At 55.3% G+C, this 12,765-nt stretch carries 14 protein-coding genes; 9 read left to right on the plus strand and 5 right to left on the minus strand.

What is annotated here, in order from left to right; all coding sequences use genetic code 11:
• Nucleotides 1–559: 559 nt before the first annotated feature.
• From urtE to urtA, 5 genes are read right to left on the minus strand one after another with little or no spacing between them, the layout of a single operon-like run.
• Complete coding sequence (urtE, locus tag AC2FFA_RS10865; protein WP_496851695.1) at nucleotides 560–1,255, minus strand: urea ABC transporter ATP-binding subunit UrtE; 696 nt, start codon at nucleotides 1,253–1,255, stop codon at nucleotides 560–562.
• 3 nt (nucleotides 1,256–1,258) lie between these two features.
• A complete protein-coding gene (urtD, locus tag AC2FFA_RS10870; RefSeq protein WP_496674104.1) occupies nucleotides 1,259–1,999 on the minus strand; it encodes an urea ABC transporter ATP-binding protein UrtD in 741 nt (246 codons plus the stop codon).
• Complete coding sequence (gene urtC / locus AC2FFA_RS10875) at nucleotides 1,996–3,225, minus strand: urea ABC transporter permease subunit UrtC (protein ID WP_496851696.1); 1,230 nt, start codon at nucleotides 3,223–3,225, stop codon at nucleotides 1,996–1,998. Before urtC ends, urtD begins: the two co-directional genes overlap by 4 nt.
• A gap of 3 nt (nucleotides 3,226–3,228) precedes the next feature.
• Nucleotides 3,229–5,181 (minus strand): urea ABC transporter permease subunit UrtB, encoded by a 1,953-nt coding sequence (gene urtB, locus AC2FFA_RS10880; RefSeq protein WP_496851697.1) that lies wholly within the window; start codon nucleotides 5,179–5,181, stop codon nucleotides 3,229–3,231.
• Nucleotides 5,182–5,240: 59 nt separating this feature from the next.
• On the minus strand, nucleotides 5,241–6,521 hold the full coding sequence (gene urtA / locus AC2FFA_RS10885; protein WP_496851698.1) for an urea ABC transporter substrate-binding protein: 1,281 nt from the start codon (nucleotides 6,519–6,521) through the stop codon (nucleotides 5,241–5,243).
• A 395-nt stretch (nucleotides 6,522–6,916) separates the two neighbouring features.
• On the opposite strand from urtA, the gene AC2FFA_RS10890 reads away from it, so the two are divergent.
• The 9 genes from AC2FFA_RS10890 to ureG all read left to right on the plus strand — a co-directional run bounded on the left by AC2FFA_RS10890 (nucleotide 6,917) and on the right by ureG (nucleotide 12,370).
• Nucleotides 6,917–7,732 carry an urease accessory protein UreD gene (locus tag AC2FFA_RS10890; RefSeq protein WP_496851699.1) on the plus strand — a complete coding sequence of 272 codons (816 nt, stop codon included), beginning with the start codon at nucleotides 6,917–6,919 and terminating at the stop codon, nucleotides 7,730–7,732.
• A gap of 1 nt (nucleotide 7,733) precedes the next feature.
• The gene (locus tag AC2FFA_RS10895; protein WP_496851700.1) at nucleotides 7,734–8,036 is read left to right on the plus strand and encodes an urease subunit gamma; all 303 of its coding nucleotides are present in this window, start codon (nucleotides 7,734–7,736) and stop codon (nucleotides 8,034–8,036) included.
• An 18-nt stretch (nucleotides 8,037–8,054) separates the two neighbouring features.
• On the plus strand, nucleotides 8,055–8,216 hold the full coding sequence (locus AC2FFA_RS10900; RefSeq protein WP_159090125.1) for a hypothetical protein: 162 nt from the start codon (nucleotides 8,055–8,057) through the stop codon (nucleotides 8,214–8,216).
• Nucleotides 8,213–8,545: an urease subunit beta gene (locus AC2FFA_RS10905; protein ID WP_117869590.1), complete on the plus strand. Its 333-nt coding sequence runs from the start codon at nucleotides 8,213–8,215 to the stop codon at nucleotides 8,543–8,545. The genes AC2FFA_RS10900 and AC2FFA_RS10905 overlap by 4 nt, the downstream gene beginning before the upstream one ends.
• A complete protein-coding gene (gene ureC, locus AC2FFA_RS10910) occupies nucleotides 8,520–10,280 on the plus strand; it encodes an urease subunit alpha (RefSeq protein WP_117869591.1) in 1,761 nt (586 codons plus the stop codon). Before AC2FFA_RS10905 ends, ureC begins: the two co-directional genes overlap by 26 nt.
• A 121-nt stretch (nucleotides 10,281–10,401) precedes the next feature.
• Nucleotides 10,402–10,626, plus strand: coding sequence for a DUF1127 domain-containing protein (locus AC2FFA_RS10915; RefSeq protein WP_117869592.1), 225 nt, complete (start codon nucleotides 10,402–10,404; stop codon nucleotides 10,624–10,626).
• A 28-nt stretch (nucleotides 10,627–10,654) separates the two neighbouring features.
• Nucleotides 10,655–11,107 carry an urease accessory protein UreE gene (locus AC2FFA_RS10920; RefSeq protein WP_117869593.1) on the plus strand — a complete coding sequence of 151 codons (453 nt, stop codon included), beginning with the start codon at nucleotides 10,655–10,657 and terminating at the stop codon, nucleotides 11,105–11,107.
• Nucleotides 11,073–11,744 (plus strand): urease accessory protein UreF, encoded by a 672-nt coding sequence (locus tag AC2FFA_RS10925; protein ID WP_496851701.1) that lies wholly within the window; start codon nucleotides 11,073–11,075, stop codon nucleotides 11,742–11,744. The genes AC2FFA_RS10920 and AC2FFA_RS10925 overlap by 35 nt, the downstream gene beginning before the upstream one ends.
• Nucleotides 11,741–12,370 (plus strand): urease accessory protein UreG, encoded by a 630-nt coding sequence (gene ureG, locus AC2FFA_RS10930; protein ID WP_496851702.1) that lies wholly within the window; start codon nucleotides 11,741–11,743, stop codon nucleotides 12,368–12,370. Before AC2FFA_RS10925 ends, ureG begins: the two co-directional genes overlap by 4 nt.
• Nucleotides 12,371–12,765: the final 395 nt, after the last annotated feature.

Raw genomic sequence — 12,765 nt, forward strand, 5'->3', positions numbered from 1 at the left:
AAATTGCGCCGAGACTCTGGGCTCGGATTTGAATTCTCACGAAAATCTACAAAGTCAGCTATCTGCGCATCGATGACATTGGTGCTTTCAACAGCATCGGTTGGTTTGGGCTCGGTACAGACGTTCGGCAGAATTCAGTGAATGTCTGCCTTGCGGGACAAACCGGACTTTTGGGATTTCGCATGCTGGTGACGCAGAAAGCGTTCGCGCCCGCAGCAATGTGTTTTCGGCAATGCAGCGGACACCTATTTGCGAGCGTTTGCACGGGCATAAACCGGTAATGTCCAAACCGCCCGTTCACTGCAGTCAGCACTGACCATCGTGGAGCGCAACGTTGCGGAAAGGTTCAAGCTCAAGCCGAACCTTGATAAAACACCAAGCCTGTCGATCTGTCCGAAAGTACTCACATATCACGGCAAGAGGTACCGAAGGACCGTATCTCAAAAAAATACCTCTCAAATTGTACGTTTTTGTAGGATCAAACCATGTCTCGAGCCTTAATGCAGGACATGATTTGGTTTTGATGCACCCATACCAAAGCCAACTACATCGAGCAGTGCTAAACTGTTACGGCCCGCAACACTTGATCACGCGTCAGGTCATCTCGTGTGCCTTTGACCATGACTTCACCACGTCGCAACACAACAAACCTGTCGGCAAGATCATATGCGAAGTCGAAATACTGCTCGACTAAGACAATTGCCATTCCGCTCGTCTTTCTGAGGTGCCGGATCACTTCGCCAATCTGTTGGATTATGTTCGGCTGAATACCTTCGGTTGGCTCATCCAGCAGCAGCAGGCGCGGTTTTGTGATTAGTGCGCGCGCGATGGCCAACTGTTGCTGCTGCCCGCCGGAAAGGTCGCCCCCGCGCCGGTTCTGCATTTTTTTGAGGACCGGGAACATATCAAAAATATCATCTGGGACGAAATGTTCGCTTGCAGGCAGGCAGGAGAAACCTGTTTCCAGATTTTCTCGAACCGTAAGCAATGGGAATATTTCGCGACCTTGGGGGACAAATGCCACACCTTTCCAGGCCATCTGATGAGCAGGTAAGATACCCATTTGCTTTCCGTCAAGCTCCAGTTCGCCACCGGAACGGGGGTGCGTCCCTGAGATTGCCTTCATCAGACTGGTTTTTCCGACACCGTTGGTCCCCATGACGCACGTTACTTCACCCTGCAAAGCTTCCATGGAAATCCCATTGAGGATTTGCGAGTGCCCATAGTGCAAAGTCAGATCGGTCAGCTTCAACATTTTCTAGCGCCCCAGATAGACATCGATGACGTCCTGATTTGATGTCACGTGATCAAGACTGCCCTCGGCTAATACTGATCCTTCATGCAAAACCGTTACTTTGCAGTTCAGGCGCCTGACAAATTCCATGTCATGTTCAACGACCACAACCGCGCGGGTCCTTGCAGCTTGAACCAGCAAGTCTGTGGTATGTTCGCGCTCTTGCGGGGTCATGCCTGCGGCGGGTTCGTCAACCAACAGCAGACGTGGGTCCTGCGCAAGCAGCATGCCAATTTCCAACCATTGCTTCTGCCCGTGGCTCAGTTCACCTGACTTCCGGCTCAGTTCCAGATAAAGCCCAATTTCGGTGGCTAGGTCCTCGACCTTCTGCAAATCACTTTTGGACGGACGGTAAAGCAGCACACCAACCCAGCCACGATTTTTCTTTAGCGCCATTAGTAGATTATCGCGCACGGACTGATCCTCGAAAACCGTGGGCTTCTGAAACTTCCGCCCGATTCCCGCCTGCGCGATTTTTGCCTCGGTCATATCCAACAAAGATACGGACTTTTCACCCCATATGACCCGCCCCTCATCCGGCCGGGTCTTGCCGGTGATGATGTCCATAAACGTAGTCTTGCCAGCCCCATTCGGGCCAATCACGGAACGTAGCTCCGCTTCACCAATCTGGAAGGACAAGTTGTTGATAGCGCGGAACCCGTCGAAGGTAACCGATACGCCACTTACTTCTAACAAGGTGCTCATTGGCTGGCCTCTTTCTCACGCAAAGCGCCTTCATCCGGTCCCAGATTGGCACCATGCCGATCAGGATGACGCTGGTTGGTATACAAGTCGAACAAACCTCCGATACCTTGCGGAGCAAACAGCGTGACCAGCACGAAGGACACACCCAGCAGCACTTGCCACCAGTCGACCCATTTGATCGTGTAAAAGCCAAGCAGGATATCCGGGGCCTGCCCGCCCGTGAACCACGTGCTCAGCAGGCTGACAAAAGCCGCGCCGATGACCGCACCATACAGGCGGCCCCGGCCGCCGATAGCGACCCAGACGGCCAGATATATTGAGGCGATGGGGGCCATCTCCTCGGGGTTGATAATGCCAGCCTGCGGATAATATAGCGCACCCGCGATTGCGGCGATGCAAGCCGTCAGGGTGAAGACAGCCAACTTGTAGGCTTCGACCGAATAGCCGAGGAACCGAACCCGCGCCTCGTTGTCTCGAATACCGCGCAGGACTGAGCCGAACTTGCCCGACACGATCCATGCCGCCAGCATGTAACCCAGTCCCAACGCCAAAGCCGAAGCCCACAGGAACCAGAGCGAAACAACGTCCTGAGAGACAGTGACACCGGGCAGGTTCTGCAAGCCGGACAAGCCATTGTTGCCGCGCAAACCGCTGTCGTTCTGAAACAGATACAGCGCCAGAGCCAGCGTCATTGCTTGCGTCAGGATCGACAGATAGACGCCGGTCACTCGACTGCGGAAGGCCAGCCAGCCAAAGATCAGTGCCAGCAGGCCAGGCACCACAACGACCAGTATCAACTGCAGCGTCAAGCTGTGCGAAAACGCCCAGATCAGCGGGAATTCGGATGATCCGACTACGCCGAAAATCTGAGTGCCGATGGCGTCCACAACTTCGGCAGGCGTTGCCGGAATGTCGGCTTGTGACAATGACTCGACCACGATCAGCCGGGTGCGTTCATACATCAGCCACATGCCGATCATATAGCCACCGAGCCCGAAGAAAGCGAAATGGCCTAGTGATAGAATGCCGGTGAAACCCCAAACCAGATCCATCGCGACAGCGATCAAACACAGGCACAGGGTCTTGCCCAGCGTTTTGACGAAACTGGTTGAGATCACACCGATCCCGAACCCTTCGGACAGGACAGTTACACCCAGCGTGAACAGCGACAGGATGGCCAGAAAGACCAGTACAGATGGGTTCTTAGCAACAAAACTACGCTGCATGGTTCAATCCCCCGCCGCGCGACCTTTGAGGGCAATAATGCCTCGTGGTCGAAATTGGATGAAAATGATGATGAAGATGATCATGTAGGTTTGCGCCGCGAGCGTGTTCGACGGGTTCATCCACTCGATCCCTTTCTGCAGGAACCCGATCATCCCCGCGCCTGCCAGCGCGCCCCAGATGTTGCCGACACCACCGACAACTACGGTCATGAAACTTTGCACGATGTAGTCGTTGCCCAGATCCGATGTGACCTTGGCAAAAAGGCCAATGGCGACACCCGCGATGCCAGCAATGCCGGAGCCGAGACCGAAGGTCAGCATATTCACCCGCCCCGGGTTGATACCCATTGATCCGGCCATGCGCGGGTTCTGCGTGACCGCACGCATCTCAAGCCCCAGCCTTGTCCGTTTCATAATGTAAAGGAACAGCCCCAGAAAGATCAGCGCCAGTACGAAGATCGCAATGCGGATATAGCTGATCGAAACCACATCGTTCATCACCCACGCCCCGTCCAGCCAACCCGGAGCTGTCAGAGGGCGGGCCTGTGTACCAAAGATATTCTTGGCCAGTTGCTGCAAGGCAATCGAGATACCAAAGGTCGCCAGCAGTGTTTCCAACGGGCGGGCATAAAGCCAGCGGATCACCAGGCGCTCCATGGCAACGCCCATGGCAAACGTGACGGCAAAGGCCATTGGGATGGCAAGGATGATCGATACCGTATGGTCGGGGACGAACTGCTGAACGACGTACCCCGTATAGGCGCCCATCATGATGAATTCGCCATGGGCCATGTTGATTACACCCATCACTCCGAAAGTGATGGCCAACCCAATGGCGGCAAGGAAATAGATCGAGGCCAGAGAGACTGCGTCCAACGTCAGGTCGAGCGTCTGGTTTAGGCCAACTTTCAGCTCGATCTTCTTTAACGCTTTTTCGGCAGCGGCGGTTACTTCGGTGGACGGCTCGGCATAAGTCTCAAAGAACACATGCGCACCCAGCGCCGTGTCGATATCGGCCTCAGTTACCAACGCAGGAACAAGTCCGGCTTCGGCCAGAGTGCTGTAGGCTTGCGCGCGCGCAGTATTCTCGTTCAGTTGCGCGACCGGGATGCCCCCTACGCGGCCACCATCAATGTTCGCGGCCAAATCCAGGCGGATGTCGTCAGGCAACACAGGGGGCGCAGCCAAGTCACTCGCGACCAACAGGTGGTATGCGTCGTCCCGGGACAAGGCGTCTGATCCGGGTTCCAGAACGATGGCGACGTTAACATCCGATGGCAGGTCCGCAGCGGTCTTTCGTGAGGTCACGAGTAACGGGTTCAACGCCGCGCGGACGTCGACACCCAGATCGTTCGACATTTCTTCAATTGCAGCCACGCGGGCCGCAACGTCTTCGTCATATCCAATAGTCAGCAGCCGTTCGAGCCGTTGCTTCTGGGCCTTCAAATCCACATCTGGCTCATCCTCGATCGAGGCACGAAGAGGTTCGAGAAGTGCGCCTTCGGGATCACGTTGAATGGATTTTAGTGCGGCCAGGCGCTTCTTTCGGTCCGGGTCGGTCAACTGGAACTGCACCAGTGCTGTCCCGATCATAGCGCGGATACCGCTGTTGGGTTTCAATTGCTTCAGGTCGGATTTCTCAAAGGTACCGACCACTTCGCCCGTGTCGAAATCGGTCAGTTCGTACAACCGTCCTTCGGCCGTTTTTCCGGCAAAGAACAGGCCATCAGATTTGCGCACCCACATGTCTTTGGCGGCCCATGTTTCAAGCATCACCTGCGCTTGCGGCAGCCCACTGGCGGCAAGCGCATCAATCGCCGGTTTGATCGTCTTGCGCGAGCTTTTGACAATGATCTCCTGATGATCCTGCAAGATCGGCTGCAGGCCACCCTCTTGCGCGTTGGCGTTCAGGCAGGCGAAGAGAATTGCCAGGCCCGCAAGGAATAGTCTTAACATGTGGTGAAACCCGCGTGTCTTTGGGCAAGGCGGGCGATCACACCCGCCTTGCGTACGATTTAGTAGTTCGACAAGGTTTGAACGCAGCTCACGGTCTCGGTGTTGTACATACCGCAGCCGAGATCTTTCCAATCCGATTTCAGCACTGACGATTCAGGCAGAAAGTCGGTCCATGCATCGCCCGGCACAATGTCGGTTTCGCTGATGATATCGAACTGGCCGTCTTCCTGAATCTCACCAATCAGAACCGGCTTAGCCAGATGGTGGTTCGGCAACATCACAGCAGTACCGCCGGTCAGGTTCGGGAATTCCTGCCCGTACATGGCGGCGCGCACAGCGTCTACTTCGGTCGAGCCGGCTTCGGTCGCGGCATTCACCCACATGTTGAAGCCTATGTAATGCGCCTCCATAGGATCGTTGGTCACCCGTTCGTCACCCATGGTGGCTTTCCAGGTTTCGACAAATTCGGCATTCACATCAGTATCCGCCGACTGGAAATAATTCCAAGCCGCCAAATGGCCGACGAGGTTGGTGGTATCGAGACCGGACAGTTCTTCCTCACCAACCGAAAAGGCCACGACCGGAATGTCATCTGCCGAAACACCGGCTGCAGCCAGTTCTTTATAGAAACCAATGTTGGCGTCTCCGTTGATGGTCGAGATCACACCAACCTTTTTGCCATCTTCGCCCAGTGCAACGACGTCAGATACGATCTTGGACCAGTCAGAATGGCCAAAGGGGGTGTAGTTGACGAAGATATCCGCGTCCGCAATACCCTTTTGCTTAAGGTAGCTTTCCAAAATATTGTTGGTGGTCCTGGGATAGACGTAGTCCGTGCCGAGCAGAGCGAATTTCTCGACCCCCAGTTCCTCCAGGAAATAATCGGTCGCAGGGATCGCCTGCTGGTTCGGGGCCGCACCGGTATAAAAGACATTTTTGGAGCTTTCTTCGCCCTCATACTGAACCGGATAGAACAGCAAACCATTCAGCTCTTCGATCACAGGCAGTACTGATTTGCGGCTGACCGAAGTCCAGTTGCCAAATATTACATCCACCTCGTGGACGGTCAGCAGCTCACGCGCTTTTTCCGCGAACAGCGGCCAATCCGATGCGGGATCCACAACAACGGCCTCAAGCTGCTTGCCTAAAAGACCACCTTTGGCGTTTTGCTGGTCGATCAGCATCAGCATGGTGTCTTTCAGAGTAGTCTCTGAGATTGCCATCGTGCCCGACAGCGAATGCAGCACTCCGACCTTGATCGTGTCTTCGTCCGACAACGCAGCGGTGGCTATGGCAGCAAAGACAACCGATCCGGCGAGCGTGGATTTGAGCGATTTCATGTAATCCTCCTGGCGGGGCCGGGAGAGAGGGCTTGCACAAAGGCACACTCTGCTTCTACCTGATCCCCGCAACTGTTGTTGCGTTCCGTGTGGCGGCTGTGTTCGAGGTCCAATTCGCGCAGCCGTCACACACCCCCGGGTCATTTCCGCGGTGGCACCCATACGGTTTCTGCATTGCAGCAAGGTTGGCAACTTACCTTTAGCCCAATTTGGGAAATCGGCGAGAAGCGCATATTTTTTCATCTAAGTCGAAGGTTGCTGTCTAAAATTTAGACACACGAAGTGGAAATAAGCTGATTCCGACACTGCAGATTAGTGTTCCGACACTACAACAGAGAAACAGGTGGCACCAAACGACGCGCTAAAGGTGCCCTATTACACAAGTTGCAGCCATATTGCCCACGCATAGCACGGTACCGCCACGTGCTGCAGGCACCGTCAGCTTAAGCACCAAGCAATTGGGCAACAGGACTGTACTGGACAGATTTCGCCAGTCTGGGTCCTTTAAATGCCTATTCCCAAGAACGATCACACCGGATCTTGATGCGGTTCTTCTGAACACGGCGGGCGGTGTGACCGGAGGTGATTCATTCCGATTTTCTTGCAAGGCAGCAAAAAGCACGGCGCTGACCTTGACGACACAAGCCTGCGAGCGCGCCTACAAAGCCCAGCCCCAAGAATGGGGCCAGATTACAAATCATTTGACGGTTGAATCTGGTGCCCGGCTGAACTGGTTGCCGCAAGAAACCATTCTGTACAACGGCAGCGCTTTGGACCGACGCCTTAGGATCGACATGGGGCTTGATGCTGAAATGCTGATGGTCGAGCCGCTGGTCTTTGGGCGCGCTGCCATGGGCGAGACGCTGACCGGCATCCGCTTGCGCGATAGAATCGAGATTCTGCGCGAGGACACGCCAGTGTTTCTCGATGCGATTAGGTTCTCTGGTGATTGGCATACGCACGTATCCAAGCCGCATATTACAAACGGCGCAGGGGCGATGGCGCTAATCGTCTTAGCGTCGAGTTCTGCCGAAGGTCATCTGAAACCTGTGCGGGCAATGCTACCGGACACCGCAGGGGCAACCGTGATCCGGAAAGACCTATTGGTCATTCGCATTCTGGCAGACAACAGCTTTGCACTGCGTCGAACGCTGATACCAGTTCTACACCGTCTGAACAAAGACACATTGCCCCGATGCTGGATGCTCTGACATGAACCTGACCCCTCGTGAAATAGACAAATTGCTGGTCGCCATGGCAGCCGAGGTCGCTCGAAAACGACTGGCCCGCGGCGTCAAGCTGAACCACCCCGAGGCCATTGCGTTGATAACCGACGCCGTGGTCGAAGGCGCGCGCGATGGCCGTTCGGTCGCCGACATGATGCAAGCCGGGGCTGAAGTGATCTCCCGGGGCCAATGCATGGAAGGCGTGCCCGAGATGATCCACGAGGTGCAGGTTGAAGCCACTTTCCCGGATGGCACAAAACTTGTGACTGTCCACAACCCCATTCGCTAATTTCCAAAGGAGTCACCCATGAACCGTATGCTGTTTCCCGCTCTCATTCTGGCTGGTCCGGCCATGGCCCATTCGGATACCCAAGTTCACGCCCATGGCAGTGATTACGCCGCGCTCGCAGCTGGGTTGGCTTTGATCGCGGTCATCGCCATTACCGTGATTTTGAAGCTGCCGAAATGATCCCGGGTGAGATCATTCCGGCCGAAGGCTCACTGACGCTGAACGCAGGGCGCAGCAGCCGTCTTGTTATTGTCGCCAATACCGGCGACCGACCAATACAGGTCGGCAGCCACTACCATTTTTCCGAAGCAAACCCGGCTCTGGATTTTGATAGGTATGCAGCTTTGGGTATGCGGCTGGACATCCCGGCGGGCACTGCGGTGCGATTTGAGCCAGGCCAAACTCGCGAAGTTATGCTGGTGCCATTTGAGGGGCGCCGGCACATCTACGGTTTCAATATGCACATCATGGGGGCTTTGAAAGATGCCGGGCAAGATCAGCCGGAGTGACTATGCCTCCATGTTCGGCCCCACGGTCGGCGACAAAGTACGATTGGCAGATACCGATCTGATCATCGAAGTAGAAAAAGACCTTATCGTGGAGCGCGCAACGACTGCGCGTTTCAGCGAGACCGGTCACCGCGAAGATGTCTATGGGGAAGAGGTCAAGTTCGGTGGTGGTAAAGTCATTCGAGATGGGATGGGGCAGTCTCAGGCCACGCGTGCCGAAGGCGCCGTGGACACGGTGATCACCAATGCTCTGATCGTGGATCACTCGGGTATCTACAAGGCGGATGTCGGCCTAAAGGACGGGCGCATCGCCAAGATTGGCAAAGCCGGAAATCCGGATACACAGCCCGGCGTAGACATCATCATCGGCCCCGGCACCGAGGCCATCGCTGGCGAGGGTCGCATCCTGACGGCTGGCGGGTTCGACAGCCATATTCACTTCATCTGCCCTCAACAGATAGAGGACGCGCTGCATTCTGGCCTGACGACCATGCTTGGTGGCGGCACTGGCCCGGCACATGGCACTCTGGCGACCACATGCACCCCGGGCCCATGGCATATCGGCCGGATGTTGCAGGCGGCAGATGCTTTTCCCATGAATCTTGCTTTCGCGGGCAAGGGAAATGCTTCGCTTCCCGCTGCTCTAGAGGAACAGGTAAAAGCCGGAGCTTGTGCCCTGAAACTGCACGAGGACTGGGGCACGACTCCGGCGGCCATCGACTGCTGCCTTGCGGTCGCTGATGCGATGGACGTTCAGGTGATGATCCACACCGACACGCTCAACGAATCCGGGTTTGTTGAAAATACAGTTGCCGCGATAAAGGGCCGTACTATCCACGCTTTCCATACCGAAGGCGCGGGCGGCGGCCACGCCCCCGACATCATCAAAATCTGCGGTGAGGACCATGTCCTACCCTCCTCTACCAACCCGACGCGGCCCTTTACGGTGAACACGGTAGAGGAACATCTCGACATGCTGATGGTCTGCCATCACCTCGACAAATCCATCCCCGAGGATGTGGCCTTTGCTGAAAGCCGCATTCGGCGTGAAACCATCGCGGCTGAAGATATCCTGCACGACATGGGTGCCTTCAGCATCATCGCTTCTGACAGTCAGGCGATGGGGCGCGTTGGCGAAGTTCTAATTCGCACCTGGCAAACGGCTGATAAAATGAAGAAACAGCGAGGCCGCCTGCCGGAGGAATCCGGTGACAACGACAACCTGCGCGTTCGCCGTTACATCGCCAAGTACACGATTAACCCTGCGGTTGCCCATGGCCTCAGCCACGAGATTGGCAGCATCGAGGAAGGAAAACGCGCCGACCTGGTTCTATGGGACCCTGCCTTTTTTGGAGTGAAGCCTGAGATGGTTTTGCTAGGCGGCACCATCGTTTGTGCACAGATGGGTGATCCCAATGCTTCGATACCCACCCCGCAGCCGGTTTATAGTCGGCCAATGTTCGGTGCCTATGGTCGATCCGTTGAAAACTCAGCAATCACCTTTGTGTCGCAAGCCGCGCTGGCGGACGGGATCGGTGATACACTAGGATTGGCAAAGCAGACCGTGGCTGTCCAAAACACGCGAGAGATTGGCAAACAGGATCTTCTGCTCAACAACGCGACACCTCATGTCGAAGTTGATCCAGAAACCTACGAAGTCCGAGCAGATGGCGAACTGCTGACCTGCCAACCCGCCGAAGTACTGCCCATGGCACAGCGATACTTTATGTTCTGACTAAAAATTATGCTGCATTGCACAGCGCGCAACGCAGAAATGACCAAACACCCACTTCAATGTGAGGCCGATATGACAGATATTAATGCCCAAGGGAGGACCAACGTTTACGAGGGTCCAAATGGCACACTCAGCAACACAATCTCACGCGCGCTTTTCGCTGCCCGGTCTGATCGCGTCCATCACAGCATCAGTCTACGGGGCTCTGATCAGTGTGGCCGAAGCTCAATCGCGCGTTCGGCAAGTCGAATTCCTGCAATCGCTCAGCGACGAAGAGTTGAAAAAACGCGGCCTATCACGCGAACGGATCGTGCACCGGGTGTTTGCGGATTCAATCTGGCTCTGACTATTTCTGCTCCAGAGGAGGCGACGGTATGACCGCCCTGCTCTGCACCGCACGCCGTTACTCGGATCATATGCACAGCGACTCCGCAGATTGCCTGTCGCTGACTTATGACGATCGTTTTTTGCGTCGCAAGGTTCTGACCTGTGAAAGTGGCGAACAAATACTCGTCGATCTGGCGCAAACCACCTCGTTGAACCACGGTGGCACGTTGATTCTGGACGACGGTCGCGAAGTGGAAATACAGGCTGCACCCGAAGCACTGCTTGAGGTTTCCGCTCCGGACCTGACACGCATCGCGTGGCATATTGGCAATCGCCACACGCCCTGCCAGATCGAAAAGGATCGTCTGCTGATCCAGATCGATCATGTGATCCGAGATATGCTATTGAAAATCGGAGCCGCAGTGCGCGAGGTGCACGAACCGTTCAACCCCGAAGGCGGAGCCTATGGCCACGGCAGGACACATGGCCACGCCCACTGACGCCGATATCCTGACGCTGACCCAGTGGTTGTCTCCGGCATACCCTGTGGGGGGATTTGCTTATTCTCATGGGTTGGAAGCTGCAATTGACGAAGGAGCGGTCGCCAGTTCCCAAGACGCCGAAGCCTGGGTTTCAGATGCGCTGGAACACGGATCTGGATGGAATGATACTCTGTTCGTGGTGTCCGCATACAACGCGCGGGACAAAGATGAACTTTTTAGCATCGATGCCAAGGCACGGGCTATCTGCGCGTCATCCGAAAGGAAAATGGAAACCGAACTGCTGGGACAGGCATTCGGGACTGTCACAGGAGAGGTCTGGGATATAGACATCCAACAGCTTTCCTACCCAGTTTCAGTAGGTCACGCCGCGCGTCTACAAAACCTCCCCCTACTGCTGACGACGAAGATGTATCTACAAGCATTCGCAAGCAACTTGGTCGCTTGCGCAACGCGTCTTGTGCCGCTGGGGCAAACCGACGCGCAGAAACTAATCCGTAATTTGACACCGCTATGTGCTCATATCGTCGAAAAGGCGCAAATGGCAGGCTTGGAAGAATTGAGTTCGACTGCGTTCCTGACGGACATCGCGTCGATGAGACACGAAATACAGTATTCAAGGATATTCCGAACATGAGCAGTATGAACGGCCCTCTTCGCGTTGGCATCGGCGGTCCGGTTGGAGCCGGAAAGACCACTTTGACCGCTGCCTTGTCTGAAGCCCTGCGCGATGCTTGTTCAGTGGGCGTCATCACCAATGACATTTACACGCAGGAGGATGCCGAAGCGCTGGTGCGCATGCAGGTCCTTCCCCAAGATCGGATTATCGGCGTCGAAACGGGCGGTTGCCCACATACAGCAATCCGCGAGGACGCATCGATAAACCTTGCAGCTGTCGCTGAAATGCAGGAACGCCATCCCGATCTTGATATCGTTCTGATCGAAAGCGGCGGCGACAATCTGTCGGCTACTTTCAGCCCGGAACTCGCAGACCTTACAATCTATGTGATCGACGTCGCCGCTGGAGAGGAAATCCCGCGAAAAGGCGGACCGGCAATAACAAAATCCGACATCCTGGTCATAAACAAAACCGATCTGGCGCCGCATGTAGGCGCTTCACTGGAGGTAATGGAACGAGATGCAGCCAGAATGCGCAAAGGGCGGCCATTTTTGTTCTCGTCCCTTCGCCACAAAAAAGGGGTCGACGCAATTGTTGACCTCTTGGTGAAGCAGGGTGGGGTAATAATTTCAGAAGTGAATTAGCTCCCAGAACGGAGATGCCAAATTGTCGGCACCTAAACCCGACTGGAGAGGCCGAAGGTACAGTCTTTAATTTTCACGTTTGTCTGGATGTTATGTTTTGTCTTCACTCATCGGCTGTCCGTATAGGAAGCGCACTAGCCAACCTAGACAACTATCCGTAACCATAACATTCTTCGGTGCCGATTTGTTGCGCGCTACGCGACTTTCGCCCTCGGATATTCCTGCGTGATGCGCGAAACTGCGATGTCTGTTGTGGGCTCGGTTCGGTTATTCGCAAAGTACTCGTGAGCGTCTGCTGTGCGGACAAAGTGAGCCTTCGCTGCGGTGGAGCGAATCTCGGCTTTCTAGCTTCAGAAACTGATTGAGATCTGATCCCCTCAGCCTAGCCTCAGCAC

Source organism: Ruegeria sp. YTSB088, assembly GCF_059609825.1.

What these genes read in the sequence shown, in the direction of transcription:
- urtE (WP_496851695.1), bottom strand. Translation starts at nt 1,255, where the DNA reads ATGTTGAAGCTGACCGATCTGACTTTGCACTATGGGCACTCGCAAATC.
- urtD (WP_496674104.1), bottom strand. Translation starts at nt 1,999, where the DNA reads ATGAGCACCTTGTTAGAAGTAAGTGGCGTATCGGTTACCTTCGACGGG.
- urtC (WP_496851696.1), bottom strand. Translation starts at nt 3,225, where the DNA reads ATGCAGCGTAGTTTTGTTGCTAAGAACCCATCTGTACTGGTCTTTCTG.
- urtB (WP_496851697.1), bottom strand. Translation starts at nt 5,181, where the DNA reads ATGTTAAGACTATTCCTTGCGGGCCTGGCAATTCTCTTCGCCTGCCTG.
- urtA (WP_496851698.1), bottom strand. Translation starts at nt 6,521, where the DNA reads ATGAAATCGCTCAAATCCACGCTCGCCGGATCGGTTGTCTTTGCTGCC.
- AC2FFA_RS10895 (WP_496851700.1), top strand. Translation starts at nt 7,734, where the DNA reads ATGAACCTGACCCCTCGTGAAATAGACAAATTGCTGGTCGCCATGGCA.
- AC2FFA_RS10900 (WP_159090125.1), top strand. Translation starts at nt 8,055, where the DNA reads ATGAACCGTATGCTGTTTCCCGCTCTCATTCTGGCTGGTCCGGCCATG.
- AC2FFA_RS10905 (WP_117869590.1), top strand. Translation starts at nt 8,213, where the DNA reads ATGATCCCGGGTGAGATCATTCCGGCCGAAGGCTCACTGACGCTGAAC.
- ureC (WP_117869591.1), top strand. Translation starts at nt 8,520, where the DNA reads ATGCCGGGCAAGATCAGCCGGAGTGACTATGCCTCCATGTTCGGCCCC.
- AC2FFA_RS10915 (WP_117869592.1), top strand. Translation starts at nt 10,402, where the DNA reads ATGGCACACTCAGCAACACAATCTCACGCGCGCTTTTCGCTGCCCGGT.
- AC2FFA_RS10920 (WP_117869593.1), top strand. Translation starts at nt 10,655, where the DNA reads ATGACCGCCCTGCTCTGCACCGCACGCCGTTACTCGGATCATATGCAC.
- AC2FFA_RS10925 (WP_496851701.1), top strand. Translation starts at nt 11,073, where the DNA reads ATGGCCACGGCAGGACACATGGCCACGCCCACTGACGCCGATATCCTG.
- ureG (WP_496851702.1), top strand. Translation starts at nt 11,741, where the DNA reads ATGAGCAGTATGAACGGCCCTCTTCGCGTTGGCATCGGCGGTCCGGTT.